This window comes from Pseudomonas sp. So3.2b, from assembly GCF_019464415.1.
GTDB classification, from domain to species: domain Bacteria; phylum Pseudomonadota; class Gammaproteobacteria; order Pseudomonadales; family Pseudomonadaceae; genus Aquipseudomonas; species Aquipseudomonas shahriarae.
On record NZ_CP080494.1, the window covers coordinates 3,662,626 to 3,688,285 of the forward strand.

General features: G+C 61.8%; 27 protein-coding genes. 13 read left to right on the forward strand and 14 right to left on the reverse strand.

From position 1 onward, the window contains the following. Positions 1-4 precede the first annotated feature (4 nt). Positions 5-280 carry a peptidylprolyl isomerase gene (locus K1X80_RS16215; RefSeq protein WP_057959249.1) on the forward strand — a complete coding sequence of 92 codons (276 nt, stop codon included), beginning with the start codon at positions 5-7 and terminating at the stop codon, positions 278-280. 37 nt (positions 281-317) lie between these two features. On the opposite strand, the gene K1X80_RS16220 is transcribed toward K1X80_RS16215, so the two are convergent. The 8 genes from K1X80_RS16220 to K1X80_RS16255 all read right to left on the reverse strand — a co-directional run bounded on the left by K1X80_RS16220 (position 318) and on the right by K1X80_RS16255 (position 6,907). Continuing rightward, on the reverse strand, positions 318-1,226 hold the full coding sequence (locus tag K1X80_RS16220; RefSeq protein ID WP_120733408.1) for a sugar kinase: 909 nt from the start codon (positions 1,224-1,226) through the stop codon (positions 318-320). 117 nt (positions 1,227-1,343) lie between these two features. Continuing rightward, entirely contained in the window at positions 1,344-2,552 is a 1,209-nt protein-coding gene (locus tag K1X80_RS16225) for an amino acid deaminase (RefSeq protein WP_120733410.1), read from the reverse strand. 17 nt (positions 2,553-2,569) lie between these two features. Then, on the reverse strand, positions 2,570-3,334 hold the full coding sequence (locus K1X80_RS16230) for an IclR family transcriptional regulator (RefSeq protein WP_057440989.1): 765 nt from the start codon (positions 3,332-3,334) through the stop codon (positions 2,570-2,572). A 180-nt stretch (positions 3,335-3,514) separates the two neighbouring features. After that, positions 3,515-3,904, reverse strand: coding sequence for a RidA family protein (locus K1X80_RS16235; RefSeq protein WP_200659689.1), 390 nt, complete (start codon positions 3,902-3,904; stop codon positions 3,515-3,517). 15 nt (positions 3,905-3,919) lie between these two features. Then, the gene (locus K1X80_RS16240; RefSeq protein WP_057440847.1) at positions 3,920-4,687 is read right to left on the reverse strand and encodes an amino acid ABC transporter ATP-binding protein; all 768 of its coding nucleotides are present in this window, start codon (positions 4,685-4,687) and stop codon (positions 3,920-3,922) included. Beyond that, on the reverse strand, positions 4,684-5,334 hold the full coding sequence (locus K1X80_RS16245; protein ID WP_057440845.1) for an amino acid ABC transporter permease: 651 nt from the start codon (positions 5,332-5,334) through the stop codon (positions 4,684-4,686). The genes K1X80_RS16240 and K1X80_RS16245 overlap by 4 nt, the downstream gene beginning before the upstream one ends. Before the next feature lie 12 nt (positions 5,335-5,346). Beyond that, positions 5,347-6,009 (reverse strand): amino acid ABC transporter permease, encoded by a 663-nt coding sequence (locus K1X80_RS16250; protein WP_057440843.1) that lies wholly within the window; start codon positions 6,007-6,009, stop codon positions 5,347-5,349. A gap of 52 nt (positions 6,010-6,061) precedes the next feature. Further along, positions 6,062-6,907 carry a transporter substrate-binding domain-containing protein gene (locus K1X80_RS16255; RefSeq protein ID WP_057440842.1) on the reverse strand — a complete coding sequence of 282 codons (846 nt, stop codon included), beginning with the start codon at positions 6,905-6,907 and terminating at the stop codon, positions 6,062-6,064. Positions 6,908-7,213: 306 nt separating this feature from the next. On the opposite strand from K1X80_RS16255, the gene K1X80_RS16260 reads away from it, so the two are divergent. Further along, positions 7,214-7,576 carry a co-chaperone YbbN gene (locus tag K1X80_RS16260; protein ID WP_057959245.1) on the forward strand — a complete coding sequence of 121 codons (363 nt, stop codon included), beginning with the start codon at positions 7,214-7,216 and terminating at the stop codon, positions 7,574-7,576. Here K1X80_RS16260 and K1X80_RS16265 read toward each other — a convergent pair. The 3 genes from K1X80_RS16265 to rpiB all read right to left on the reverse strand — a co-directional run bounded on the left by K1X80_RS16265 (position 7,573) and on the right by rpiB (position 11,076). Continuing rightward, positions 7,573-9,135, reverse strand: a complete 1,563-nt coding sequence (locus K1X80_RS16265) for a TerC family protein (protein ID WP_057959244.1) — start codon at positions 9,133-9,135, stop codon at positions 7,573-7,575. The genes K1X80_RS16260 and K1X80_RS16265 overlap by 4 nt on opposite strands. 435 nt (positions 9,136-9,570) lie before the next feature. Continuing rightward, on the reverse strand, positions 9,571-10,551 hold the full coding sequence (locus K1X80_RS16270) for a sugar-binding transcriptional regulator (protein WP_029293725.1): 981 nt from the start codon (positions 10,549-10,551) through the stop codon (positions 9,571-9,573). A gap of 63 nt (positions 10,552-10,614) precedes the next feature. Beyond that, a complete protein-coding gene (gene rpiB / locus K1X80_RS16275; protein ID WP_057959243.1) occupies positions 10,615-11,076 on the reverse strand; it encodes a ribose 5-phosphate isomerase B in 462 nt (153 codons plus the stop codon). 282 nt (positions 11,077-11,358) lie between these two features. Here rpiB and K1X80_RS16280 point away from each other — a divergent pair, with 282 nt between their 5' ends. From K1X80_RS16280 to dhaL, 7 genes are all read left to right on the forward strand, one after another. Then, positions 11,359-12,846: a sugar ABC transporter ATP-binding protein gene (locus tag K1X80_RS16280; RefSeq protein WP_220172290.1), complete on the forward strand. Its 1,488-nt coding sequence runs from the start codon at positions 11,359-11,361 to the stop codon at positions 12,844-12,846. Further along, complete coding sequence (locus K1X80_RS16285; RefSeq protein ID WP_057959242.1) at positions 12,843-13,820, forward strand: ABC transporter permease; 978 nt, start codon at positions 12,843-12,845, stop codon at positions 13,818-13,820. Before K1X80_RS16280 ends, K1X80_RS16285 begins: the two co-directional genes overlap by 4 nt. Before the next feature lie 55 nt (positions 13,821-13,875). Next, on the forward strand, positions 13,876-14,883 hold the full coding sequence (locus tag K1X80_RS16290; protein ID WP_057959241.1) for a substrate-binding domain-containing protein: 1,008 nt from the start codon (positions 13,876-13,878) through the stop codon (positions 14,881-14,883). Between the two features lie 136 nt (positions 14,884-15,019). Then, entirely contained in the window at positions 15,020-15,775 is a 756-nt protein-coding gene (locus K1X80_RS16295; RefSeq protein WP_198817458.1) for an SDR family oxidoreductase, read from the forward strand. Between the two features lie 26 nt (positions 15,776-15,801). After that, positions 15,802-16,917, forward strand: coding sequence for a zinc-binding dehydrogenase (locus K1X80_RS16300; protein ID WP_057959239.1), 1,116 nt, complete (start codon positions 15,802-15,804; stop codon positions 16,915-16,917). Positions 16,918-16,971: 54 nt separating this feature from the next. Continuing rightward, positions 16,972-17,973 (forward strand): dihydroxyacetone kinase subunit DhaK, encoded by a 1,002-nt coding sequence (locus K1X80_RS16305; protein WP_128592937.1) that lies wholly within the window; start codon positions 16,972-16,974, stop codon positions 17,971-17,973. A gap of 3 nt (positions 17,974-17,976) precedes the next feature. After that, a complete protein-coding gene (gene dhaL / locus K1X80_RS16310; RefSeq protein ID WP_115128449.1) occupies positions 17,977-18,624 on the forward strand; it encodes a dihydroxyacetone kinase subunit DhaL in 648 nt (215 codons plus the stop codon). A 10-nt stretch (positions 18,625-18,634) separates the two neighbouring features. Here dhaL and K1X80_RS16315 read toward each other — a convergent pair whose 3' ends face one another. Beyond that, complete coding sequence (locus K1X80_RS16315; protein WP_170059287.1) at positions 18,635-19,510, reverse strand: LysR family transcriptional regulator; 876 nt, start codon at positions 19,508-19,510, stop codon at positions 18,635-18,637. Positions 19,511-19,660: 150 nt separating this feature from the next. On the opposite strand from K1X80_RS16315, the gene K1X80_RS16320 reads away from it, so the two are divergent. Beyond that, a complete protein-coding gene (locus tag K1X80_RS16320; RefSeq protein ID WP_057440823.1) occupies positions 19,661-21,187 on the forward strand; it encodes an MFS transporter in 1,527 nt (508 codons plus the stop codon). Positions 21,188-21,221: 34 nt separating this feature from the next. Here the strand turns inward: K1X80_RS16320 and sohB are convergent, their stop codons facing one another. Next, positions 21,222-22,244: a protease SohB gene (gene sohB / locus K1X80_RS16325; protein WP_120733419.1), complete on the reverse strand. Its 1,023-nt coding sequence runs from the start codon at positions 22,242-22,244 to the stop codon at positions 21,222-21,224. A 361-nt stretch (positions 22,245-22,605) separates the two neighbouring features. Here sohB and K1X80_RS16330 point away from each other — a divergent pair, with 361 nt between their 5' ends. The 3 genes from K1X80_RS16330 to K1X80_RS16340 all read left to right on the forward strand — a co-directional run bounded on the left by K1X80_RS16330 (position 22,606) and on the right by K1X80_RS16340 (position 25,237). Beyond that, positions 22,606-23,316: a histidine phosphatase family protein gene (locus K1X80_RS16330; RefSeq protein WP_198831214.1), complete on the forward strand. Its 711-nt coding sequence runs from the start codon at positions 22,606-22,608 to the stop codon at positions 23,314-23,316. A gap of 56 nt (positions 23,317-23,372) precedes the next feature. Next, positions 23,373-23,687: an SCP2 sterol-binding domain-containing protein gene (locus K1X80_RS16335; protein WP_057440819.1), complete on the forward strand. Its 315-nt coding sequence runs from the start codon at positions 23,373-23,375 to the stop codon at positions 23,685-23,687. Between the two features lie 179 nt (positions 23,688-23,866). Continuing rightward, positions 23,867-25,237 (forward strand): VOC family protein, encoded by a 1,371-nt coding sequence (locus tag K1X80_RS16340; protein WP_198817454.1) that lies wholly within the window; start codon positions 23,867-23,869, stop codon positions 25,235-25,237. A gap of 147 nt (positions 25,238-25,384) precedes the next feature. On the opposite strand, the gene K1X80_RS16345 is transcribed toward K1X80_RS16340, so the two are convergent. Next, on the reverse strand, positions 25,385-25,624 hold the full coding sequence (locus K1X80_RS16345; RefSeq protein ID WP_032857259.1) for a DUF465 domain-containing protein: 240 nt from the start codon (positions 25,622-25,624) through the stop codon (positions 25,385-25,387). Positions 25,625-25,660: the final 36 nt, after the last annotated feature.

A 25,660-nucleotide genomic window follows, 5' to 3' on the forward strand; every position in this document is an offset into this window, starting at 1 on the left:
CCCGATGAAAGCCCAAGCCCGCCATATCCTGGTCAAGACCAGCGAAGAAGCCGAACAACTCAAGCAGCGTATTGCCAAGGGCGAAGCCTTTGATGTGCTGGCCAAGAAGTTCTCCATCTGCCCGTCCGGCAAGCGCGGCGGCGATCTGGGTGAAGTGCGGCCGGGGCAGATGGTCGGGGTGATTGATGCGGTGATTTTCAAGAAACCGCTGCGGGTGGTGCATGGGCCGATCAAGAGCAAGTTTGGGTATCACCTGGTGCAGGTGTTCTACCGCGACTAGAGCACCCTGATCGTTCCCACGCTCCGCGTGGGAACGATCAGTCCCTGGGAATCAGCGCACCCGGAATCTGGATCACCCGGCTGGCCAACCGATGCCCCGCCAAAGCCGCCTCTTGCGGTGAACCACCCCTGAGCCGACTGGCCAGATACGCCGCGCTGAACGAATCCCCCGCCGCCGTGGTGTCCACCACCTTTTCGACTACCTGCGCCGGCACCGCAAAACGCTCGCCGCCCTGGCGAATCAGGCAGTCATCCGCGCCGCGCTTGAGCACCACTTCCTCGATCCCTGGATAAGCGGCGAACACCTGCTCACTGTCGGCATAGCCAAACAGGGCACGCTCGTCGTCTTCGGTGAGCAAGGCCATATCCACCTGCGCCAACACCTGCTGATAGGCCTCACGAGCGGCTTCGACACTGGCCCACAGACGCGGCCGGTAGTTGTTGTCGAACACCACCCGGGCGCCACGCTGGCGGGCTTCCAGCAACGCGGCCAACAGGCGCACGCGCCCCACTTCGCCCAATACAGCCAGGGTGATACCGCTGAAATACAGCACGTCATAACACGGCAAGGCCGCCAGGACCGGCTCGGCCCCTGGCGTGGTGAAGCAATCGCGCACCGCCGCTTCGTTGCGCCAATAGAGGAATTTGCGCTCGCCGTGGGCATCGGTCTGGATGCAGTACAAACCCGGCAGGCGCCCCGGCAAGCGCTGGACCCGGTCCAGGCCAAGGCCTTCGGCGGCCCATTGCTGGCACATGGCATCGCTGAAACTGTCATCGCCCAGGGCGGTGACGTAATCCACCGTGCTGCTGGCCCCCAGCTCGCGGCGCAGGTAGACGGCGGTGTTCAGGGTGTCGCCACCGAAGCTCTGTTGCAGGCTGCCGTCGGCGCGGTGTTGCAGTTCGATCATGCATTCGCCGATCAGGGCGATGCGCGGGTGTGGGGTCATATTTGGATTCTCGGCTGGGTTTTGGGGCCTCATCCCAGGCCCGCCAGCTCCCACATTTGAATGTGTTCACAAATCCCAATGTGGGAGCTGGCTTGCCCGCGATGGCCGCGACGCGGTCTAGAAACAGGTGTGCAATGTCCCGATCACCTGCAACTGCTCATCCACCAAACACCCCACCTGCCACTTATCAAAGGTCAGGCACGGGTGCGAGGTGCCAAACGAGATGATGTCGCCAATACGCAGTTCAACCCCCGCCGCCACGCTCATGAAGGCATGCTGGTCCATCACCGCCGTGACCTTGCAGGCACTCACGTCATCGCCCACCGCCGGCAGCACGCCAGCCTTGTAGCGCTTGAGGGGCACCGGCAGGCCGGCGTCGTAGGCCACGTCGCGCTTGCCCAGGGCGATCACTGCAAACCCCGGCTGCGGCAACGACTGCACATGGGCCCAGACTTCCAGGGCCGGGCGCAGGCCCTCCGTGAGGTCGCTGCGCCGGTCCAGCACGCAGCATTGCGCCTCCTTGTAGATGCCGTGGTCGTGGGCCACATAGCTGCCGGGGCGCAGCACGCTGAGGAAGCGCCCTTCGGCGTTTTGCGCGGCGAAAGACTCGGCGATCAGGTCATACCAGGCCGAACCCGACGCGGTGATGATCGGCTTGCCCAGGTCAAAGGCCCCGCTGTTCTGCATATCCACCGCCAGGCGCACCAGGGACGCAGCAAACTCGCGGATTCCGCTGATGGCATGCTCGCCGTGGATCACCCCTTCATAACCTTCGATCCCGGTAAGTGCCAGGGCCGGCTGGGCCTTGATTGCCCGCGCCAGGTCCAGCACCTCTTGCTCGCTGCGGCAACCGCAGCGGCCGCCGACCACGCCGTATTCGATCATCACGTTCAGGCGCAGGCCACGGGCGGCGAAGAATGCGCCCAGGTCAGCGACGTTGTCCGGGTGATCGACCAGGCAATGGAAGTCAAAGTCGGGGTCAGCCAGCAGCTCGGCGATCAGCGCCATGTTCGGCGCGCCCACCAGTTGGTTGGCCATCAATACCCGGCGCACGCCACCGGCATAGGCCGCGCGGGTCTGCACCGCGGTAGCCAGGGTGATGCCCCAGGCGCCCTGCGCCAACTGACGCTGAAACAGCGCCGGCATCATGCTGGTCTTGCCATGGGGCGCCAGTTGCGCGCCGCTGTTGCTGACAAAGTCCTGCATCCAGCGGATGTTGTGTTCCAGGGCCGCGCGGTGCAGCACCAGGGCGGGCAGGCTGACGTCGCGTACCAGGTGGGCACCGCTGGCGGCGGCGCCTTTTTCAACGGCATTGAAGGCAGACATGGGGTTACTCCGTTTCGCTATTCATTGATGCGACGGGCCAGGTTATTGGCGCTTTCGATCAGCACCCGGCGGTAGTCGTCGTAATTGTTCTTGGCGTCGGCCCGTGGGGCGACGATGCACAGGGTCGCAATGGCGACACCCTGGGCGTCACGCACCGGGGCGGCAAAGCAGTGGGTAAAGGTGTCGGCAACACTGTCGAAGGAAAAGAAGCCATCGACGCTGGCCTGGCGGATCTGCCCGAGGAAGGTGTCCAGGGGTAAACGCTGGCCGTCCGGCAGGATAAAGTCGTCGTGGTCGATCAGGTCGATGATCTGCTGGTCGCTCAAATGCCCCAGCAACAGGCGCCCGGACGCAGTCCAGGGGATGGGCGCGTTTTCACCGATATCCGAAGAAATCCGGAAGTGCCGCTCGCCCTCGCGCATCAGCGCCACCGTGTACTTGCGCCCGTTGAGCAGGCACATCTGCGCCGTCTCGTGGGTTTGGCTGACGATCTCCTGCAAGGCGTGATCGGCCTCGCGGGTCAGGTCGAAATGGCGCAAGTGGGCCTGGCCGAGGAAGTACAGCTGACGGCCCAGGTACACGTGCCCATCCTTGCCCACGGTTTCGAGAATCCGCCGCTCCAGCAGGGAGGCGACCAGTTCATAGACCGTGGACTTGGGGCTGCCAATGCCACTGGCAATATCATTGGGGCGCAGGGGCTGGCCGACTTCCTTGAGAAAATCGAGGATATCGAACGCTCGGTCCAGGCCTTTTGCGCGGCGCTTGATGGTGTCTTCGGTCATGGCGGTCTTCATCAGCGTAAGAGGTCCATGTAAGAGTCGCTTTGTGTGGGAGCGGGCTTGCTCGCGAAAGCGGCGTGTCAGCCAACAAATCTGGCACTGATACACCGCTTTCGCGAGCAAGCCCGCTCCCACCCGAATTCACTCTCACATTGAATTTTTAGTGGTCTTGAGATCGGGCATTTAGCCTTTTTTCTTGTAGGCCACGCAATCAATCTCAACCTTGCAATCGACCATCATATTCGCCTGCACACAGGCCCGCGCCGGGGCGTGTTCGGGGGTGAAGTATTCGCCAAAGACTTTGTTGAAACTCCAGAAATCCCGTGGGTCTTCCAGCCATACGCCGACCCGGACCACGTCTTCAAGCGCGTAGCCGGCCTCTTCAAGGATCGCCACCACGTTCTTCATGGTCTGGTGGGTCTGCTCGACAATCCCGCCGTTGATAATCTCGCCCTCCACCGCCGGCACCTGGCCCGACACGTACAACCAGCCATCGGCCTCCACCGCACGGGCAAATGGGCGGGGTTGGCCACCGCCGGCAGTGCTGCCGGCGCCGTAACGAGTAATGCTCATAAAGTTGCTCCTTGATTAAAAACGAATATTTTTCAGAAATTCCGCCAGGCGTGGCGATTGCGGGCGCTCAAAGACCGCTTTGGGCGGGCCCTGCTCTTCAATCCGCCCCTGGTTCATAAACACGATGTTGTCCGAAACCTCGTAGGCAAAGCGCATTTCGTGGGTCACCAGCAACATGGTCATGCCCTCTTGCGCCAGGCCCTTGATCACACTGAGCACCTCGCCGACCAACTCCGGGTCCAGCGCTGAGGTCACTTCGTCGAACAGCATCAGACTGGGGTTCATTGCAATCGCCCGGGCAATCGCCACCCGCTGTTGCTGGCCGCCGGACAACTGACCGGGGAAGTGGTTGCGCCGTTCCAGCAGGCCGACGCGCTCCAGCCATTTTTCCGCGAGGGCTACCGCCTCGTCCTTGCCCATATGCTTGACCTTGAGCAGGCCCAGGGTGATGTTCTGCAACGCCGTCAGATGGGGGAACAGGTTGAATTGCTGGAACGCCATGCCAGTCATGGCGCGGTGTTGGGCAATGAGTTTTTCCGGGTGACGCACGCGCTTGCCGGCAACATCGGCATAGCCAATGGACTCGCCGTCGAGGGTGATCTGCCCGCCCTGGAACTCTTCCAGCAGGTTGACGCAGCGCAGTAGCGTGGTCTTGCCCGAGCCGCTGGAGCCGATCAAGGTCACCACGTTGCCGCGCTGCAGCGACAGGTCAACGCCCTTGAGGACTTCCACCGCACCGTATTGCTTGCGCAGGCCGCTGATGTTGAGCAATGGTTGATTCATGGCAAGGCCACCCGCTTTTCAATGTAGCGCCCGAATAACTCGATGGCGTAGTTGATGACAAAGAACAGAAAGCCGGCAAACAGGTAGAACTCCAGGGTCATAAAGGTCCGGGCGATCACTTGCTGGGTGCTCAACAGCAACTCGGCAACACCAATCACCGACAGCAGGGTCGAGGCCTTGACGATCTCGGTGGAGGAATTGACCCAGGTCGGCAAAATCTGCCGCAGTGCCTGGGGCAGCAACACATAGCCCAGGGACTGATAGAAGGTCAGGCCGATGGCCTTGCCCGCTTCCAGTTGCCCACGGGGAATGGCTTGCAACGCACCGCGCACAATCTCGGCGACATGAGAGCCGCAAAACAGCGTGAGGCCCAGGGCACCGGCCTGGAACGCACTGATCTGCCAACCCAGCGCCGGGGCCATGTAGAAGCAGGCCAGTACCAGCACAAACACCGGGGTGCCACGGATCAGGTCAACGTACAGACGAAACGGCGCGCGCATCCAGAACTTGCCGTAGGTCAGCACCAACCCGGCGACGATGCCGATCAGGGTGCCGAAGATAATCGCCAGCACCGAGCAATACACGCTGGTCTGGAACCCTGCCCACAGGGTTGCCCGGGCGATCCACAACTCATGCAGCCAATACATGGAAAACCCCTCTTATCGACGAATCGCCAGGCGCTGCTCCAGGTAACGCAGCAGCATGGCGATGAGGTAGCAGGCCGCCACGTAGAGCGCGGTCGTCACCAGCCAGGTTTCAATCACCCGGTAGCTTTCGACGTTGATCTTGCGGGCGTAATAGGTCAGTTCCGGCACGGCAATCGCCGCCGCCAGAGAGGTGTCCTTGAACAGCGAGATAAAGTTGTTCGACAGCGCCGGCAGCACGTTGCGCAGCATCACCGGCACCGTGATGTAGGCGCGGATCTGCCACTCCCCCAGGCCAATCGCCAGGCCGGCTTCGCGCAGGCCCTTGGGAATATTCAACAGGCCGGCACGGAACACTTCGGTCAAGTAGGCCCCGGCGTACAACGACAGGGTGATGATGAACGAGGGGATCTTGTCCAGGCGGATGCCCAGGCTGGGCAAGGCAAAGTAGATCAACAGGATCAGCACCAGGATCGGCGTGTTGCGCACCACCGTCACATACACCGAGGCCAGAATCCGCAGCGCACGGTGCCTGGACAGCATGGCAAAAGCCATCAAAAGGCCGATCACGCAGCCGATGGCAATCGACAGCAAGGCCAGTTGCAGGCCCAGGCCGAGGCCCGCCAGCAAGGTGTCGAAATCGCGCCAGACTGCGGCAAAATTCAGCTGATAGTTCATGGTCGGCACTACCTTGATTGGGGCGCCCGCTGCGACGCCCCGCGCTCAACAATCATTTGAATTCCACCGGAAAACCAATCGCCGGGGTCGGCAGATCAACGCCAAACCACTGCTTGAACGAGGCTGCATAGGTCGGAAACTCGACGCCGGTCATCGCCTCGTGCAGGGCGGTGTTGACGAAGTTCAGCCAGTCCTGATCGCCACGTTTGACCGCGCACGCATAGGTTTGCGGGCTCCAGGCGTAGCTCGGGCTGCGGTAGCGGCCGGGGTTCTGCACCATCAGGTACTTGACCGAGGACTGGTCGGTGGCCGCCGCGTCGGCACGCCCGGAGTTCACCGCCTGGTACATCAGGTCGACGCTGTCGTATTGATCCACCTTGGCCTTGGGCAGCGCCTGGTGCACCAGCTCTTCGGCGTAGACGTTTTGCAGCACCGCCACAGTGACGTCATCCCCCGCTGCCTGCAGGTCTTCGATTTGCTGGTATTTGCTGTTGGCCGGCAACAGCAGGCCCACACCTTCGCGGTAGTACGGCAGGGTGAACGCCACCTGCTGCGCACGGCTGGCGGTGACGGTGATGAACTGGCAGCTCATGTCGACTTTGTTGGTCAACAGGTTGGGAATCCGTGCATCGGACGACTGCACCACAAACTCGACCTTGCTCGGGTCGTTGAACAGGCCTTTGGCGACGATGCGCCCGATATCAATATCAAACCCCTGCAACTTGCCATCCGCTCCCTGGAAGTGCCACGGCGCATTGGTACTGCCTGTACCGACGAGCAGATGCCCACGTTTGAGCACTTCATCGAGCTTGCTGTCCGCCTGCACTTGGCTGGCGAGGCAAGCCGATGCGGCGAAGAGAAAAACACAGGCTTTAAACACGGAAGGTCGGCGATGCATGGCAAGCACTCCAGAAGTTGTTTATTCCGCTATACCGGAACTAGGTATGTAACAACGGAATAGACAGCAGAAAGTGTGCCACAGCCAGCAGGAGAAGCCTATTGAAGCGCGCAAGTGTTTTTAAATCAGAGAGATAAGAAGGCACCGACGAACCACCGCGCCGCCAGCGCCGGCAGACACACTGCTACCGTGCGCCACAATCCGTTGCGGTCCATCCCATTTGGGTGCGTTACCTGTGAATTCTCACAGTAGACCGTCCAGCCCACCCGACTTAGGGTTTGGCCAAGTGCCTACAAGGAGACTGTCATGGGACCGATCAACACGGTGATCGACGACGCACAGGCGTATAGACGTGCGCTGCAGACGCCCCGCACGGTGTTTATGCTGTTTGTATCGCCCCAGTGCGCGGCGTGCGGCGCGGCCAAGCCACTGTTCAGCAAAGTGGCCGGTCGCTATCGACGCCAGGCGGCGCTTTATGTACTGGACACCAGCCAGACCCCACGGCATCCCGAGGTGACCGGCACGCCGACGCTGCTGATCTTGAAAAACGGCAGGCTGGTAGAGAAGCTCAAGGGGTTCGGCCCCTGGGAGACCCAGGAGCAGACCCTGAAAAGAACCTTCGAGCGGCACACCCGGGGTGTGCCGACCAAACGGGCAAAGCCCCGTTAACCCAGCGCGACAGGGATCAGCAGTACCTGCGTCACCCGCCGCTCCTCCACCGCCGCCACGGTCAGGCGCCAGCCTTCGTATTCCAGGCTGTCACCGACCACTGGCAGGCGATCCAACAGGCTCATGACCAGGCCGGCGAGGGTCTGGTAATCCTCGGTGGCCACAGCCTTGAACCCGGTGCGCTGGCGAATCAGGTTCAGGTTCAACGCACCATTGGCGCGATAACCGCCCTGCTCTTCGACGATGTCCGGACCTTCGACTTCACTGGCATCGGGCAACTCACCGGCGATGGACTCAAGGATGTCGGTCATGCTCAACACCCCCATGAAATCGCCAAATTCGTTGATCACAAAGGCAATGTGCGTCGACTCCTGGCGCATCTGCTCCAGGGCGTTGAGGATCGAGAAGCTGTCCAGCAGGTTGATCGCCCGCCGCGCCAGGTGTTCCAGGTTCGGCTCATTGCCGGCCAGGTACTCCTTGAGCAACTCCTTCTTATGCACGAAGCCCAGGGGCTCATCCACCGCGCCGTTACGGATCAACGGCAAGCGCGAGTAGGACGAGTGCATCAGTTTCAGGCGGATCGTCTCAGGGTCGTCGGCCAAGTCGATGTAGTCGACATTCGCCCGCGGGGTCATCAAGGTGCGGATCGGCCGCTCGGCCAGTTGCAGCACACCACTGATCATGATCCGTTCGCGACGGTCGAACAGCGGGCCTTGATGGTCCTGCGAGTCGCCCAACAGGTCCGTAACGTCCTCACCCACTTCTTCCACCGCCAGGCTGCGACCGCCCAGCAGACGCATCACCGCATGAGCAGTGCGCTCACGGATCGGCCGCAGGCCTTGCGCCGACTTCTTGCGGCGCGCCCGGGCGATCTGGTTGAACACCTCGATCAGGATCGAGAAGCCGATGGCCGCGTACAGGTAGCCTTTCGGGATGTGGAAGCCCAGACCTTCGGCGGTCAGGGCGAAACCGATCATCATCAAGAAGCCCAGGCACAGCATGATCACCGTCGGGTGCGCATTGACGAAGCGAGTCAGCGGCTTGCTGGCCACGATCATTACGCCGATGGACACGATTACCGCGATCATCATCACCGCCAGCTCGTCAACCATGCCGACCGCAGTAATCACCGCGTCGAGGGAGAACACAGCGTCCAGCACCACGATCTGCGCCACAATCGGCCAGAACATCGCGTAGGCGGCATTGCCGGTGCGCTCGGTGACATGCCCTTCGAGCCGCTCATGCAACTCCATGGTGGCCTTGAACAACAGGAACACACCACCAAACAGCATGATCAGGTCACGTCCGGAGAAGCTCTTGTCGAACACCTCGAACAACGGCTGGGTCAGGGTCACCAACCAGGAAATACTCGCCAACAGGCCCAGGCGCATGATCAACGCCAGGGACAGGCCGATCAACCGCGCACGGTCACGCTGCTCCGGTGGCAGCTTGTCCGCCAGGATCGCGATAAACACCAGGTTGTCTATACCCAGTACCAGTTCCAACACAATCAAGGTCAACAGGCCGAGCCAGGCCGTTGGATCCGCTAACCATTCCATATAGAAGTCTCTGTCTCTTTATTGATTTTCAGAATGCCGGGCACAACAAAACGCGGTCCGATGACCGGGAAAAGGTTAGCAGCCTAAATAGAGGATGTTTCAGCGGGAACGTCGGCAGTAGCGGTCTTGGAGAAAGACGACTGGGGGGCTCCGAGAGGGTGTTCATGCAAATCCTGCAGTGAGAAAAGGACGTTAATCCTACATGAAAAATACAAATTCCCTACAATTTAAAACCATTACAAGATCTGTAAAAGCCGCCCCTCGAAAGCCTGTGCCGTGGTCTTGCGTGGTGGCTTGTGTGGGAGCTGGCTTGCCTGCGATGCAGGCACCTCGGTGTATCAGTTAGATCGAGGCGATGCTATCGCAGGCAAGCCAGCTCCCACACAAGCCAGCCCCCCCCCACACGCCAGTGCCCATATTTTGAGAGGCGACAGGTCAGGTTTTGCGGGTAGCGTCGTCCAGCGCCAGGATGGTGTGGGCATTGGTTACCGTGGTCGCCAGCGTATTGATCACCCCCGAGCGCAACGCCCCCAGGGTCGCCGCCGCCTTGGTGTTTTCACTGGCAATCGCCACCACATCGGGAATGCGGAATAACTCCTGCACCGTCAAGCCGATCACCCGCCCCTGGATGGCGTTGACCGCCGGCTGGCCATGAATGTCGATAAAGTCGTAACCCATCATGTCACCCACCGTGCCGGACAAGCGCGCCTGGGCGATTTCCTGGGGTGAGAACCAGCCCATGCGCACCATATTGCTGTTCTCGCTCATGTCGCCGATGCCGATCAGCGCCATATCGGCGCGCCGTGCGCGGTCGAGGGTGGAGCGTACGGTGTCGTTGCTGATCAACACGCTGCGCAGTTCCGGGTTGGCCACCAGCGCCGGGGCGTACAGGCTTTCGCTCTCGCCGCCAAAACGCAGGGCCAGGCGTCGGCAGATATGGTCGGGGTTCATGTATTCGCCCGCCTTGAGCGAACCGCCAATGGCGCAGACAAATGTGCAGTTGCGCGTCACCGGCAAAAACACGTTATCGGCTACCGCCCCCACATTGCGCCCCATGCCCACAGCGACAATCATGCCGTCGCCCAGGGTCTTGTTCAGGTAGTTGGCCACCAGGCTGGCCACGGCGGAGCGCTGGGTGTCGGCGTCACTGTGATCGACCGCGATCAACGCACGGTCCAGCTGGAAGCGCTCCACCAACGCCTGTTCCAATTCGTTGTTCATCGCCGGATGCTGCAGTACCCGCACCTCGACAATCCCTTCATCGCGCGCACGCTTGAGCAGCCGGCTGACTTTGGCCCGGGACAGGTCAAAGCGCTTGGCGATGGCTTCCTGAGTGACGTTCTCAAGGTAATAGAGCATCGCCACTTCGGTCATCAGATCGATATCGCTGGCGGTGCGCAGGGTACTGTCACTCATGGGGACGGGCTTCCGTTTCGGCGTCAAAGGCGCATTCTCCCGACTCTTGCCCCGCTACGTCCACTACTGATGCCCATCACGCTCAATGGCGTTGATGCGCTCGACCTTGGCCCCGGAACGCGCCGCCTCGAACTCCGAGGCCAGAAACGCGGTGACGATGCTCTTGGCCAGCTCCGCCCCCACCACCCGTGCACCGATGGACAGGATCTGCGCATCGTTGCTCTTGCGCGCCCGCTCCGCCGAATAGGTGTCATGGGCCTGAGCCGCGCGAATACCCAAGACTTTATTGGCCGAGATGGCCATGCCGATGCCCGTGCCACACACCAGCACTCCCAGGCGCTGCTGCCCGCCGTTGATGGCCGTGGCCACCGCCAGCGCAATATCCGGGTACAGCACCGGCGCCGTGGAATGGGTACCAAAGTCGGTCACCGGATACCCCAGCGTCTCGATATGGCGCTTCAACAGCTCCTTGAGCTCAAAACCCGCTTCGTCACATCCGATAGCCACCGGAAAAGGTGTGTTCATGGCATTAGGCTCCGCTGCCGTGGTGAAACTTAAGACTGATCATATGATCACTCAGTGAAATTTCGATCAGGCATTTCTCGGATATTCCCTCGCAACTGTCAAGCACGTTTTAACTGACCTTCCAGTCAAACCCCTCTAAAACGCCAAACATTAAGAAATTGCCGGCGATTACAAGTTTCCAGTGAAAGAGATTGACTGATCAGAATTTCATTTGGTACACATATGATCACGCAGCAACACGACTGTGTACCTAATAAGAATTCACAGCACGAGGACACGCCGATGGCCACGCCATTACTGCTCCAGGCTGAACACGTCGCCAAGGCCTACGCCGGCATCCCTGCCCTGCGTGACGGCCGCCTCTCGCTGCGGGCCGGTAGCGTGCACGCCCTGTGCGGCGGCAATGGCGCGGGCAAATCCACCTTCCTCAGTATCTTGATGGGCATCACCCAGCGTGATGCCGGCAACATCCTGCTCAATGGCGCTCCCGTACATTTCAATCGTCCCAGCGAAGCGCTGGCGGCGGGGGTCGCGATGATCACCCAGGAGCTGGAACCGATCCCCTACATGAGCGTCGCCGAAAACATCTGGCTGGGCCGCGAACCACGGCGCGCCGGCTGCATCGTCGACAGCAAGGAACTGCACCGGCGTACCCGCGAGCTCCTGGAAAGCCTGGAGTTCGAGGTCGACGCCAGCGCCCCCATGCATCGCCTGAGCGTGGCGCAGATCCAACTGGTGGAGATCGCCAAGGCGTTCAGCCATGACTGCCAGGTGATGATCATGGACGAGCCCACGTCCGCCATCGGCGAGCGCGAAGCCGAAACCCTGTTCAAGGCCATCCGCCGCCTCACCGCCCGTGGCGCCGGGATCGTGTATGTGTCCCATCGCCTCAGCGAGCTTGCGCAGATAGCCGACGACTACAGCATCTTCCGCGATGGCGCCTTCGTCGAAAGCGGGCGCATGGTCGATATCGACCGCGCCCACCTGGTGCGCGGCATCGTCGGCCAGGAATTGACGCGCATCGACCACAAGGTCGGCCGCGAAAGCGCCGCCGACTGCTGCCTGGACGTCCAGGGCCTGAGCCGCAGCGGCGAGTTCCAGGACATCAGCCTGCAAGTGCGCCAGGGCGAAATCCTCGGCATCTACGGGCTGATGGGCTCGGGGCGCAGCGAGTTCCTCAACTGCATCTATGGCCTGACCACCCCGGACGCTGGCAGCGTCACCCTGCAAGGCAAGCCGATGCCCATCGGCCTGCCCAAGGCGACCATCCGCGCCGGCATGTCCCTGGTCACCGAAGACCGCAAGGAAAGCGGCCTGGTACTCAGCTCCAGCATCCTCTCGAACATCGCGCTGTCGGCGTACAAGCAACTGTCGAGTTGGTCGTTGATCAATGCGCGCAAGGAAACCCAACTGGCCGAGGACATGGTCAAGCGCCTGCAGATCAAGACCACCTCCCTCGATCTGCCAGTGGCGTCCATGAGCGGCGGCAACCAGCAAAAGGTAGTGCTCGCCAAATGCCTGTCGACCCAACCGGTGTGCCTGCTGTGCGATGAACCGACCCGGGGCATCGACGAAGGTGCCAAGCAGGAGATCTATCACTTGCTCGACCAGTTCGTGCGCGCCGGTGGCGCGGCCATCGTGGTGTCGTCCGAAGCCCCGGAACTGCTGCACCTGAGTGACCGTATCGCGGTCTTCAAGGGCGGCCGGCTGGTGACTATCAGCAGCGACACCGCTCTTTCCCAGGAAGCCTTGTTGAGTCTTGCCTCATGAATGCCAAAACCCTTGCCACGCCACTGACCCCCCCCGCGCGCAGCCGTCTGCGCCTTTCCCTCGACCGCTTTGGCCTGCCACTGGTGTTTATCCTGCTGTGCGTGGTCATGGCGTTTTCCAGCGAATACTTCATGACCTGGCGCAACTGGATGGACATCCTGCGCCAGACCTCGATCAACGGCATCCTGGCAGTGGGCATGACCTACGTGATCCTGACCAAGGGCATCGACCTGTCGGTAGGTTCGATCCTCGCCTTCGCCGGGCTGTGCAGCGCCCTGGTCGCGACCCAGGGCTACGGACTGCTCGCCGCCGTCAGTGCCGGGATGTTCGCCGGAGCGATGCTGGGGATGGTCAACGGCTTCATGGTGGCCAACCTGTCGATCCCGCCTTTTGTTGCCACGCTGGGCATGCTGAGTGTGGCCCGGGGCATGACCTTTATCCTCAACGACGGCAGCCCGGTCACCGATCTGCCGGACGCCTACCTGGCCCTGGGCATCGGCAAGCTCGGGCCGATTGGCATACCGGTCATTATCTTTGCGGTGGTCGCGCTGATCTTCTGGATGGTGCTGCGCTACACCACCTACGGGCGCTATGTGTACGCGGTGGGCGGCAACGAAAAAAGCGCACGCACCTCGGGGATCGGTGTGCGCAAGGTGACGTTCTCGGTGTACGTGGTCTCGGGCTTGCTCGCCGGCCTGGCGGGCGTGGTGCTGTCCGCGCGCACCACCTCCGCCCTGCCCCAGGCCGGCATGTCCTATGAGCTGGATGCGATTGCCGCCGTGGTGATCGGCGGCACCAGCCTGTCCGGCGGCGTCGGCACCATCGTCGGCACGCTGTTCGGCGCCCTGCTGATCGGGGTGATCAACAACGGCCTGAACCTGCTTGGCGTGTCCTCCTATTACCAGCAGGTCGCCAAGGGCTTGATCATCGTACTCGCGGTGTTGATTGACGTGTGGCGCAAGAAAAAACGCTAGTCGCTTTTGCTCTGAACCGAACTGAACGACCACAACAATAAACGGGGTTCTCATTATGAAATTCGCTACATCGTTTGCCGCCGTGGCGGCCCTCTCCCTGCTCGCCAGCAGCATCACCCTGGCCGCCGATGGCAAGACCTACAAAATCGGCGCCGCCGTATACGGGCTCAAGGGCCAGTTCATGCAGAACTGGGTGCGCGAGCTGAAGGAGCATCCGGCGGTCAAGGATGGCACCGTGCAGTTGACTGTCTTCGACGGCAACTATGACGCGCTGACCCAGAACAACCAGATCGAAAACATGGTCACCCAGCGCTACGACGCGATCCTCTTCGTGCCCATCGACACCAAGGCCGGTGTCGGCACGGTGAAGCAGGCAATGTCCAATGATGTGGTGGTGATCGCCTCCAACACCAAGGTCGCCGACGCCAGCGTGCCGTACGTGGGCAACGACGATGTCGAGGGTGGTCGCCTGCAGGCCCAGGCCATGGTCGACAAACTCCAGGGCAAGGGCAATGTGGTGATCATCCAGGGCCCGATTGGCCAGTCGGCGCAGATCGACCGGGAAAAAGGCGAGCTGGAAGTGCTGGGCAAACACCCCGGGATCAAGATCATCGAGAAGAAGACTGCCAACTGGGACCGCGCCCAGGCCCTGACCCTGACTGAAGACTGGCTGAACGCCCACCCCAAGGGCATCAATGGGGTGATCGCGCAAAACGACGACATGGCCCTCGGCGCCGTGCAGGCCCTCAAGTCCCATGGACTGACCTCCAAGGAGGTGCCTGTCACCTCCATCGACGGCATGCCGGACGCGATTCAGGCAGCGAAACGAGATGAAGTCACCACCTTCCTGCAAGACGCCCAGGCCCAGTCCCAGGGCGCACTGGACGTAGCCCTGCGGCAACTGGCGGGCGAAGACTACAAGCCCAAGTCGGTGATTTGGGAGCGCTATGCCAAGGACGTGAAATGGGCCGACGGCACCGCGAAGAACTACATCCTGCCGTGGGTGCCGGTCACCAATGCCAATGCGGATGCGCTGTACCAGCAGGTCAGCGGCACTAAATAGCAACGCGGTCAATGTGGAAGCTGGCTTGCCTGCGATTGCCTCACCTCGGAATCCCTGACAGACCGAGATGCGCGCATCGCAGGCAAGCCAGCTCCCACATCCGATCTCCACTGTTTTTGAGAATGGAGTTAAACCAATGTCTGGATTCTGGAACCAAGCCTTCGACCTCAGCGGCCGCTGCGCCGTGATCACCGGTGGGGCTGCGGGGATTGGTCTGGCATGTGCCAGCCTGCTGGTGGAGCGTGGCGCGCGTGTGGCGCTGCTCGACCGCGATCCGGCCGTGGTGGAAGTAGCCGCCAGCCTCGGTGCCGGGCATCTTGGCCTGGCCGTCGACCTGCGCCAGCTCGATCAGGTGCAGAGCAGCATCGACTACATGTTCGCGCACTTCAAACGTCTGGATTATCTGATCAACAGCGCCGGCGTGGTGATGCTGGACAAGGCCATCGACGTCAGCGAAAACGCCTGGGACATCACCCTGGATATCAACCTCAAGGCCAGTTTTTTCGTGGCCCAGGCCTGCGCCCGGCACATGCTCGCCCAGGGCAGCGGGCGCATCGTCAACCTGGCGTCCCAGGCGGCGGTGATCGGCCTGGATCGGCATGTGGCCTATTGCGCGAGCAAGGCCGCGATTGTCGGCATGACCAAGGTCCTGGCCATGGAATGGGCGCCGCACATTAATGTAAATGCCATCTCCCCCACCATCGTCGAGACCGCCCTGGGCAAAAAAGCCTGGGCCGGCGAAGTGGGCGAACGGGCCAAATTGCAGATCCCGGCGGGCCGTTTTGCCCAGCCGGATGAAATCGCCGGGCTGGCGTTGTACCTGCTCAGCGACGCAGCCCAGATGATCACCGGCGCCAATATGGTGATCGACGGCGGCTACAGCATTCAGTAATCCTTCTATTCGTCGTGAGGTTTGTCATGTCCATCGCTACCGAACGTACCGCCGAACACCTCCACCCAGTGATCCCCAAGACCATGCAGGCCGTGGTCTGCCATGGCCCGGAAGACTATCGCCTGGAAACCGTCGATGTACCGACGCCAGGCCCCGACGAGATCCTGACCAAGGTCGAGCTGTGCGGCATCTGCATGGGCGATATCAAGACCTATCGCGGCGCGCCGTCGTTCTGGGGCGACGCCGAGCAGCCGCGCTACGTCAAGCCGCCGATGATTCCCGGGCATGAGTTTGTGTGCCGCGTGGTCGCCCTGGGCCCAGGCGCTGAAAAGCGCGGGGTGAAGGTCGGCGACCGGGTGATTTCCGAGCAGATCGTGCCCTGCTGGGGCTGCCGTTTCTGCAACCACGGCCAGTACTGGATGTGCCAGAAGCACGACCTCTATGGCTTCCAGAACAACGTACAGGGCGCCATGGCCCAGTACATGATTTTCACCAAGGAAGGCATCATCCACCAGGTGCCGGACTCCATCGCGCCGGACGAAGCGATCCTGATCGAGCCGCTGGCCTGCTCGCTGCACGCGGCGGAACGGGCCAATGTGGATTTCGACGATGTGGTGGTCGTGGCCGGCGCCGGCACCCTCGGCCTGGGGATCATCGGCGCGGTGCGCATGCGCAACCCCAAACGCCTGATCGTGCTCGACATGAAACCCGAACGCGCCGAACTGGCCCTGCGCATGGGCGCCGACGAAGTCTGGAACCCGGCCGAGGTTGATGTACTGGCGAAAATCCGCGAAATCACCGACGGCTATGGCTGCGATATCTATATCGAAGCCACCGGGCACCACAAAGCGGTGAACCAGGGCCTGGCGATGCTGCGCAAGCTGGGGCGTTTCGTCGAATTCAGCGTGTTCAACGACGAGGCCACGGTAGATTGGTCGATCATCGGCGACCGCAAGGAGCTGGACGTACTCGGCTCGCACCTGGGCCCGTACATGTACCCACGGGCCATCGACTTTATCGGCAAGCGCAAGATCGACATGCGCGACGTGGTGACCCACAAGTTTGCGCTGGCGGATTTCAAGGAGGCGTTTGCGGTAATGGAGCGCGGGGACAAGTCCTTGAAGGTCGTGCTCGAACCCTGAACCCAACACATTTGAACGACTGCGCCCAAGACAACAAGAACAGGAACCCGCGTTATGAATCGAGTCATCAACGATCCGGACCAAGTGGTCGAGGACATGCTGCGCGGCATTCTGGTCGCCCATCCCGAACTGGCCCAATGCGACAGCAACCCCCGCGTGATCAGCAAGGCCAAGCCTTCCGGCCCAGGCCGCGTGGGCATCGTCACCGGCGGCGGTTCCGGCCATGAGCCGGCGTTTCTCGGCTACGTCGGCCCCGGCCTGGTGGACGCGGTGGCCGTCGGCGAAATCTTCTCGTCGCCCACCGCCAAGAGTTTCTTCGACGCGTTTCGTGTCGCCGATCACGGCGCCGGCGTGGCCTGTCTGTACGGCAACTATGCCGGCGACAATATGAACGTGAAGCTGGCGATGAAAATGGCCGCCAGCAAGGACATGCAGATCCGCACCGTGGTCGCCAACGATGACGTGGCGTCGGCACCCAAGGCCGATATCGCCAAGCGCCGCGGGGTCGCCGGGGAAATCTTCATGTGGAAGATCGGCGGGGCCGCCGCCGCGCAGCACTATGACCTGGATGGAGTGATCCGCGTCGCACAGAAGGCGGTCGATCACTGCCGCTCCATCGGCATCGGCCTGACGCCTTGCACCATTGCCGCGGTGGGCAAACCGAACTTCCAGATCCCGGACGGCCAGATGGAGTTGGGTATCGGCCACCACGGCGAACCCGGGATCGAGGTGATCCCGATCGAGTCTGCAGCGGCCATGGCTGAACGCATGCTTGCACCGATCCTCGCCGACCGCGATTTCAGCCAGGATGACAGCGTGGTGGTGCTGGTCTCGGGCCTGGGCGCGACGCCGGTGATGGAGCTGTACATCTTCTACGCCGAAGTCGAAAGCCAGCTCAAGGCCAAGGGCCTGAAGATCCATCGCTGCTACGTCGGCAACTACTTCACTTCCCTGGAAATGATGGGCGTGACCCTGACCCTGCTGGGCCTGGATGCCGAGCTGAAAACCCTGATCGACCAACCTTGCCGCTCCATCGGCATGACCCAGGCGGAATAGACCATGAGCCAGCATTTTTCTACCCACGACGGCAGTGCGATTGTCACCGACCTGGTCAGCGTGATCGTCGCCAACCGTGAATACCTCAGCGAAGTCGATGGCGCGATTGGCGATGGCGACCACGGCATCAACATGGCCAAGGGCTTCGCCCATTGCGGCCGCACCCTCGAAGGCCGGCAACTGACCCTGGCCGAGGCCCTGGATGAACTGACCCTGAGCCTGATGGAAGGCATCGGCGGTTCCATGGGCCCGCTGTATGGCAGCCTGTTTATCGGCATGGCCGATGAAGTGCGCGGCAGCGAAAACATCGACGCCGCGACCTTCGCCCATCTACTGCGCGGCGGCCTCACCTCCCTGCAGGACATCACCGAAGCCGGCGTCGGCGATAAGTGCCTGATGGACACCCTGATCCCGGCGGTGGAGGCGTTTGAGCAGGCGCAGGCGGCGGGTGCGTCCTTCAGCGACGCCCTGGATGCGATGAAAAGCGCCGCCTCCCAGGGCCGCGACTCGACCAAGGACCTGGTGGCCAAGATCGGCCGGGCCAGCCGTTTGGGCGAACGCTCGCTGGGGGTGCTGGATGCGGGGGCGGTGTCCTGCTGCCTGATCCTCACGCAGCTGGCAGACTCGATACAGCCCCGCCTGACCCGGTAGGGGCCAGTTGCTACGGGGTGGGGTTGTGTTTGATGTGCTGGATATACCGCACCACCGCCGGGGCTTTTTCAAAGCGCCGGTAGATCAGCGACAGCCACGACGACGCATCGCTGCCCTGGAGGGTGCGGTAGTGCACACCCGGCAAGCTGACATGCCCCACTACCGACTCCGGCACCACCGCCACGCCCTGCCCCAGGGACACCAGGGCAATCACCGCCACCAGGCCTCCCGGCTGCGGCCCCAGGCGCGGGGCATACCCGCCTTGCGCGGCCACCTGCAAGGTGCCGCTGATTTGCTCGGGCAGGATGAAGGTCTCGTTCTGCAAATGCTCGCAGGTGATCGCCTTCAAGCCCAGCAGCCACGAGCCCTGTGGCAGCGCCAGGACAAAACCCTCACTGCCCAGGCGTAGCGCCTCCACGCCGTCGGGCAGGGTCATGGGTGAGCGAATGTAGCCAATGTCGTAGCGCCCTTCGGCCACCAGCCCCGGCAACAGGGCCATGGGGCTTTCCCGCACGCTGAGGCTGACATCGGCAAACTCCGCACAAAACCCCTGCACCTGGCGTTGCAACACGCCGGAATACACCGCCGACGCCACATAGCCCAACTCGATATGGCCGATCTCGCCACGCCCGGCGCGCTGGGCATTGCGCTGGGCGAACTCGAACTGGCGCACGGTGGCTTCAGCTTCACCCAGCAACGCGCTGCCCGCCTCGGTCAGGCTGACATCCCGCTGACGCCGGATAAACAGGCGGGTACCCAGGGCGCGCTCCATATCCTGGATCTGTCGGCTCAAGGTGGGTGGGGCAATATCCAGTTGCTCGGCGGCCCGCGTGAAGTTGCGGTGCCGGGCAACGGCCAGGAAGTAGCGGAAATGACGTATTTCCATCGCAGGATTAGCTCAAAGGTAATGATGTGCTTCGTCTCGGCTAACAGAATCACTGGGCGCCGACGATAAGCTCACAGAACACCCACAGTAGAGAGTCCACCTGATGCCCGTCAAATCCGTCTTGCCTGTTGCCTGCCAGGTAATCCTGCCATGAGCCGGGTCAGCCCCCGCCTTACCCTGTTGACCGCCTCCGGGGTCTGTTCGTTGATTGTCCTCGACACCAACATCGTCGCCGTGACCCTGCCGACCATTGCTCGCGACCTGGGCGCCAATTTCGCCGATATCGAATGGGTAGTCAGCGCCTATATGCTGGCGTTCGCCGCCCTGCTGCTGCCAGCCGGGAGCATTGCCGACCGCTTCGGCCGCAAGAAAACCCTGGTGTGGGGCCTGGGGATTTTTATTCTCGCCTCCCTGGGCTGTGGCGCCGCGCCCAGCGTGCTGCTGCTGGATATCGCCCGTGCCGTGAAGGGTGTCGGTGCAGCGTTGCTGCTGACCTCGGCCCTGGCCTCCATCGGCCATGCCTTTCACGATGACCTGGAACGGGCCAAGGCCTGGGCATTCTGGGGCGCCTGCATGGGCGTGGCGATGACCGCCGCGCCGACCCTTGGCGGCCTGATTACCCACTACATGGGCTGGCGCTGGATTTTCTACCTCAACCTGCCGGTGGGCCTGGCCTTGCTCGCACTGGTCCTGCACGCCATCCCGGAATCGCGCGACAGCCAATCGGCGCGCCTCGACCCCTGGGGCAGCCTGACCTTCAGCGCCAGCCTGCTGTGCCTGATCTGGGGCCTGATCGAAGCCAATCGCATAGGCTGGGACAACCCGCTGACCTATGCGCGGTTGCTCGGCGGCGCGTTGCTGCTGGGCCTGTTTGTGTGGGTGGAGCGCTTGCAGCGCCGGCCCATGGTGGACCTGCAACTGTTCCAGTACCCACGGTTTATCGGGGCCTTGCTGGGGATGTTTGCCTATGCCGGGTGTGCCCAGGTGATGATGACGCTGCTGCCGTTCTACCTGCAAAACGGCCTGGGGTTTTCCGCGATTGCCTCGGGCTTGGGGATGTTGCCGTTTGCCCTGACCATGCTGATCTGCCCGCGGATCGGCGCACGCCTGGCCAGCCGCTTCGCCCCCGCGACCATGATGGCGGCCGGCCTGGCCCTGGTGGGCAGCGGCAACCTGCTCAGCGCCTGGGCGGTGAATGTCGGCGGTTATCTGCCGTTCGCCCTGGCGATTGCAGTGACTGGCGCCGGGGCCGGCCTGCTCAATGGCGACACCCAGAAAAACATCATGGCCTGCGTGCCAAGGGACCGCGCGGGCATGGCATCGGGCATGAGCACCACGATGCGTTTCAGCGCGATCATGTTGGCGATTGGGGTGTATGGCGCGCTATTGGCCAGCCATAGCGAGTATCTGCTGCAAACCAGCCTTGGTACGCAATGGCAGGCCCAGGTACCGGGGATTGCCTCGCGAGTGGTGGCCGGGGATATGCCAGCGGCCATGGCACTGCTGCCGGAGTCGGCGCAGGGATGGGTGCAACCCTTGGCGTGGCAAGCGTTTGTCGGCGGGTTTGCCAGGGTGTTGTGGGTGGCGGGGCTATTGGGGCTGCTGGGGGCGCTGGTGGTGGGCCTGCTGATGAGGCATCCGATTCCACTGCTGCAGGATCGACGCGATCCCCTGTAGGTGCCGGCTTACCGGCGCCTAAAGGGTGGGTGAGTTACCAGAAACGCTGTTGAGTCAGGCGGCTCCACCAGGTCAGCAGCACCCGGTCCACCGAGCCGCTGGCCGCCAGGCCCACCCGCTCCTGCAGGCTTTTACGCTCGGCATAGTGCAGGTGGAACAACTCGGCGGTCTTGGCCTTGCTGGCCAGGTATTCGTCACTGGTCTGCAGCGCGTCTACCAACTGCTTGTCCAGCGCCGCGACGCCCAACCAGACTTCGCCGGTAGCCACTTCATCAATCGCCAGTTGCGGGCGATAGCGCGACACGAAGTTCTTGAACAGTTGATGGGTGATATCCAGGTCTTCCTGGAACTTCTCCCGGCCCTTCTCGGTGTTTTCGCCAAACACCGTCAGGGTGCGCTTGTACTCGCCAGCGGTGAGTACTTCAAAGTCGATATCGTGCTTTTTCAGCAGGCGGTTGACGTTGGGCAACTGGGCCACCACGCCAATCGAGCCGAGGATGGCAAACGGTGCGCTGATGATCTTCTCGCCGATGCACGCCATCATGTAGCCGCCGCTGGCCGCGACCTTGTCGATGCACACCGTCAACGGCACACCCGCCTCGCGGATCCGCGCCAATTGCGAGGACGCCAGGCCATAGCTGTGGACCATGCCACCGCCGCTTTCCAGGCGCAGTACCACTTCGTCCTTGGGCGTGGCCAGGCTCAGCAGCGCAGTGATTTCGTGGCGCAGGCTGTCGGTGGCCGACGCCTTGATGTCCCCGTCAAAATCCAGCACAAACACCCGTGGCTTGGCCTCGGGGGTTTTCTTCTGTTTTTTCTCGGCCTTGCCCTGGGACTTGCGCAGGGCCTTGAGCTGATCCTTGTCGAGCAGGGTCTGCTCCAGGCGCTCGCGCAGGCCTTTGTAAAAGTCATTGAGCTTGCTGACCTGCAACTGCCCGGCATTCTTGCGCCGGCCCTTGCTGCGCAACGCCGCAAAACTGATCAGCACCACCAGGATGGCGACGACCAACGTGACGGTTTTAGCCAGAAAACTTGCATACTCAGCCAAAAACTCCATGGGACTCCTTACAGAAACGGTGCGCCAGGCGCGATTGCCCCAGCATACCGATGGGACGGCCGGTGAGCCAGAGCTGAAACCCCTTGAAACGGGCCTCTCAAGGCTCATGCTCGTGAAAGGATCCAACAAACACCGCTAAACCCTGTGGGAGCTGTCGAGCCTTGGCGAGGCTGCGATAGCGGTGGGCCAGGCAACATCTCTGCTCACAGTGCCGCTGCCATCGCAGCCTCGCCAAGGCTCGACAGCTCCCACACGGATATCGGCCTCTAACGGGCTTTTAAAACAAGCGTATGTTTTTTCATTGACAGCTTCCCGGCATCCTCATAACCTCGCCAGACTTTCAACGTACCGGGTGACGGACGTGGGCAGCATCTATTTGATTCGACATGGCCAGGCCTCCTTCGGTGCAGACGACTATGATGTCCTGTCGCCCGTGGGTGTGCAGCAGGCGCAGATACTGGGCAGCCATCTGGCAGACCTGGGCCTGACGTTCGACCGCTGTGTGTCGGGCGACCTGCGGCGCCAGCAGCACACGGCCAATGCCACGTTCGAGTCCATCGGCGCCCAGGGCTTGCCGGTGCCGCCCCTGGAAATCGACAGTGCCTTCAACGAATTCGACGCCGACGCGATCATCCGCGCCCTGCTCCCGGACCTGCTCGACAGCGAGCCCGAAGCCCTGGATATCCTGCGCAACGCCCAGAATAACCGTGGCGAGTTCCAGCGTATCTTCGCCCTGATCATCGAACGCTGGCTGAGCGGCACCTACGACACTCCTGGCCTGGAAAGCTGGCTGGGGTTTGTCGAGCGCGTCCAGGGTGGTCTGCAGCGCCTGCTAGAGACTGCCGACAGTTCCCACAAGATCGCCGTATTTACTTCTGGCGGCACCATCACCGCCCTGCTCCACCTGATTACCCGCATACCTGCCACCCAGGCTTTCGAGCTGAACTGGCAGATTGTCAACACTTCGCTCAACCACTTGAAGTTCCGTGGACGCGAAGTGGCACTGGCTTCCTTCAACAGCCATACCCACTTGCAACTGTTGAAGGCGCCGCAGCTCATCACCTTCCGATGAATTGCGGCCAACCGTGACCCCAAGGTCACTGGCACCACCCATAAAAGGATCGAACCATGACTGACGTAGCTAAAGCCGTAGAAGCAATGAAAGCCAAATTCAACCCAGCCGCTGCCGACGGCCTGGACCTGGTGTTCGGTTTCCGTATCGACGAGAGCCAGAACTTCTCCCTGATCGTCAAGGACAACACCTGCGAACTGCAAGAAGGCGTGAACCCTGACGCCCAGGTGACTCTGGTGATGGACGCTGAAACCATGAAAGGTATCGTCAGCGGCGAAACCGACGGCATGCAGGCCTTCATGGGCGGCAAACTGCGCGCCGAAGGCGACATGATGCTGGCGATGAAACTGAGCGAACTGTTCCCGGCCTGATCCAGGGCAACCTGGGTTGACCAATCCCGCCTACCCAGGCGGGATTTTTGTGTGTGCCTGTGGCGCTCATTCATTTGCAGAATGAAGTCCAGAGGAATCTTCGTTTGCGCCCTCGGGCAGCGCCCAACAAAATCTGGCTTACGGCCCACACCACCGTTACCGCAGCCAGGAATTTTTCTATGCCTACCCCGCGCTTTATCAGCCCCGATGCCATCCGCAAGGACTTCTCCAAGGCCATGTCCGACATGTACCGCGAGGAAGTGCCGCTGTATGGCGCGCTGCTGGAGTTGGTGGCCGAAACCAATGCCCGGGTGCTGGCGAGCGATCCAGACCTGGCGCAGCAACTGCAGCACACTGGCGAAATCCAGCGCCTGGACATGGAGCGCCACGGCGCCATCCGCCTGGGCAGCGCCTATGAGCTGGCAACCATCAGCCGCCTGTTTGCAGTAATGGGCATGCACCCGGTGGGTTACTACGACCTCACCCCGGCCGGCGTGCCGGTGCATTCCACGGCCTTTCGCGCCGTGCATGAAAGCGCCTTGCAGACCAGCCCGTTCCGGGTCTTCACCTCGCTGCTGCGCCTGGAGCTGATCGAAAACCTTGAACTGCGGGCCTTTGCCGAATCAGCCCTGGCCAAGCGCTCCATCTTCACCCCACGGGCCCTGGCCCTGATCGAACAGGCCGAAGCCGACGGCGGCCTGAATACCAGCGATGCCCAGGCCTTTATCCAGCAAGCCCTGGAAACCTTTCGCTGGCACCACACCGCCACGGTCAGCGCGGCCCAGTACCAGCAACTCAGCGACCAGCACCGGCTGATTGCCGACGTGGTGGCCTTCAAGGGCCCGCATATCAATCACCTGACCCCACGCACCCTGGACATCGACCGCGTACAAGCCGACATGCCCGGCAAAGGCATCACCCCCAAAGCCGTGATCGAAGGCCCACCCCGCCGCCAATGCCCGATCCTGCTGCGCCAGACCAGTTTCAAGGCCCTCGACGAAGCCATTGCCTTTACCGATGCCAGGGGCAGCCACAGCGCACGCTTTGGCGAAATCGAACAACGTGGCGTGGCCCTGACGCCCAAGGGCCGGGCGCTCTATGACCAACTGCTCAACGCCGCGCGGGACGAACTGGGTGCCTTTCCCAATGAAGCCAACGCCCAGCGCTATACCGAACTGATGGCACAGCACTTCCAGGCCTTCCCGGATAACCATCGGGCCATGCGCGAGCAAGGTTTGGCGTACTTTCGCTACCGAGTGACCGACAAGGGCCGTGCCGCCGAGAAGGACGCGCCACAGAGTCTGGACGCGTTGATCGAGGCGGGTTACGTCGATATCGAACCGTTGGTGTATGAAGATTTTTTGCCGGTCAGCGCGGCGGGGATTTTCCAGTCTAACCTGGGCGATGCGGCGCAGAGTCACTACGCGGCCAACGCCAACCAGGCTGAGTTTGAACAGGCCCTGGGCCGCCAGACCCTTGATGAGTTGCAGCTGTATGCAGACACCCAGCAGCGCTCGATCGACGCCTGCCTGCAGGTGCTGCGCACCTAGAAAAAGAGTTCGCCCGACACCACAACGCATTCCATGCGCAGTCAACGTGCCCCAGGGTCGGGCGAACGGTTGGGATAATAGGCAGTGGCGGGGTTGTTGTCCTTGGGGCAATTCTGAACAAATATGGACCCCCTCCCCCAGCGTTGGCTAATGCCCCTTGGTCTGCTCCAGTTGTTCGACGATTTTATCTTTGATCAACAGGCGTTTCTTCTTCAGGTTCTCCACATCATCGTCATTGGCACTTGCAGATTCAGCCTCCAGCACCTCCTTGTCGGCAACGTCATACTGGGTGAGCAATACATCCAACCGATGGTGGCTTGCCCGACGCTGCTGGACATCCTCCTTGCTCAACCCCAAATCCTGATAAAGATCATGTTTCACTGGCATGAAGTACCTCCGCAAGTTAATCAATGACTGGTCCAC

Coding starts and splice junctions, on each gene's coding strand:
- K1X80_RS16280 (WP_220172290.1), top strand. CDS start 11,359: ATGGCCACGCCATTACTGCTCCAGGCTGAACACGTCGCCAAGGCCTAC.
- K1X80_RS16260 (WP_057959245.1), top strand. CDS start 7,214: ATGGGACCGATCAACACGGTGATCGACGACGCACAGGCGTATAGACGT.
- K1X80_RS16320 (WP_057440823.1), top strand. CDS start 19,661: ATGAGCCGGGTCAGCCCCCGCCTTACCCTGTTGACCGCCTCCGGGGTC.
- K1X80_RS16340 (WP_198817454.1), top strand. CDS start 23,867: ATGCCTACCCCGCGCTTTATCAGCCCCGATGCCATCCGCAAGGACTTC.
- K1X80_RS16270 (WP_029293725.1), bottom strand. CDS start 10,551: ATGAGTGACAGTACCCTGCGCACCGCCAGCGATATCGATCTGATGACC.
- K1X80_RS16315 (WP_170059287.1), bottom strand. CDS start 19,510: ATGGAAATACGTCATTTCCGCTACTTCCTGGCCGTTGCCCGGCACCGC.
- K1X80_RS16245 (WP_057440845.1), bottom strand. CDS start 5,334: ATGTATTGGCTGCATGAGTTGTGGATCGCCCGGGCAACCCTGTGGGCA.
- dhaL (WP_115128449.1), top strand. CDS start 17,977: ATGAGCCAGCATTTTTCTACCCACGACGGCAGTGCGATTGTCACCGAC.
- K1X80_RS16335 (WP_057440819.1), top strand. CDS start 23,373: ATGACTGACGTAGCTAAAGCCGTAGAAGCAATGAAAGCCAAATTCAAC.
- K1X80_RS16235 (WP_200659689.1), bottom strand. CDS start 3,904: ATGAGCATTACTCGTTACGGCGCCGGCAGCACTGCCGGCGGTGGCCAA.
- K1X80_RS16290 (WP_057959241.1), top strand. CDS start 13,876: ATGAAATTCGCTACATCGTTTGCCGCCGTGGCGGCCCTCTCCCTGCTC.
- K1X80_RS16285 (WP_057959242.1), top strand. CDS start 12,843: ATGAATGCCAAAACCCTTGCCACGCCACTGACCCCCCCCGCGCGCAGC.
- K1X80_RS16250 (WP_057440843.1), bottom strand. CDS start 6,009: ATGAACTATCAGCTGAATTTTGCCGCAGTCTGGCGCGATTTCGACACC.
- K1X80_RS16300 (WP_057959239.1), top strand. CDS start 15,802: ATGTCCATCGCTACCGAACGTACCGCCGAACACCTCCACCCAGTGATC.
- K1X80_RS16225 (WP_120733410.1), bottom strand. CDS start 2,552: ATGTCTGCCTTCAATGCCGTTGAAAAAGGCGCCGCCGCCAGCGGTGCC.
- K1X80_RS16215 (WP_057959249.1), top strand. CDS start 5: ATGAAAGCCCAAGCCCGCCATATCCTGGTCAAGACCAGCGAAGAAGCC.
- K1X80_RS16265 (WP_057959244.1), bottom strand. CDS start 9,135: ATGGAATGGTTAGCGGATCCAACGGCCTGGCTCGGCCTGTTGACCTTG.
- sohB (WP_120733419.1), bottom strand. CDS start 22,244: ATGGAGTTTTTGGCTGAGTATGCAAGTTTTCTGGCTAAAACCGTCACG.
- K1X80_RS16345 (WP_032857259.1), bottom strand. CDS start 25,624: ATGCCAGTGAAACATGATCTTTATCAGGATTTGGGGTTGAGCAAGGAG.
- K1X80_RS16220 (WP_120733408.1), bottom strand. CDS start 1,226: ATGACCCCACACCCGCGCATCGCCCTGATCGGCGAATGCATGATCGAA.
- K1X80_RS16230 (WP_057440989.1), bottom strand. CDS start 3,334: ATGACCGAAGACACCATCAAGCGCCGCGCAAAAGGCCTGGACCGAGCG.
- rpiB (WP_057959243.1), bottom strand. CDS start 11,076: ATGAACACACCTTTTCCGGTGGCTATCGGATGTGACGAAGCGGGTTTT.
- K1X80_RS16255 (WP_057440842.1), bottom strand. CDS start 6,907: ATGCATCGCCGACCTTCCGTGTTTAAAGCCTGTGTTTTTCTCTTCGCC.
- K1X80_RS16295 (WP_198817458.1), top strand. CDS start 15,020: ATGTCTGGATTCTGGAACCAAGCCTTCGACCTCAGCGGCCGCTGCGCC.
- K1X80_RS16240 (WP_057440847.1), bottom strand. CDS start 4,687: ATGAATCAACCATTGCTCAACATCAGCGGCCTGCGCAAGCAATACGGT.
- K1X80_RS16305 (WP_128592937.1), top strand. CDS start 16,972: ATGAATCGAGTCATCAACGATCCGGACCAAGTGGTCGAGGACATGCTG.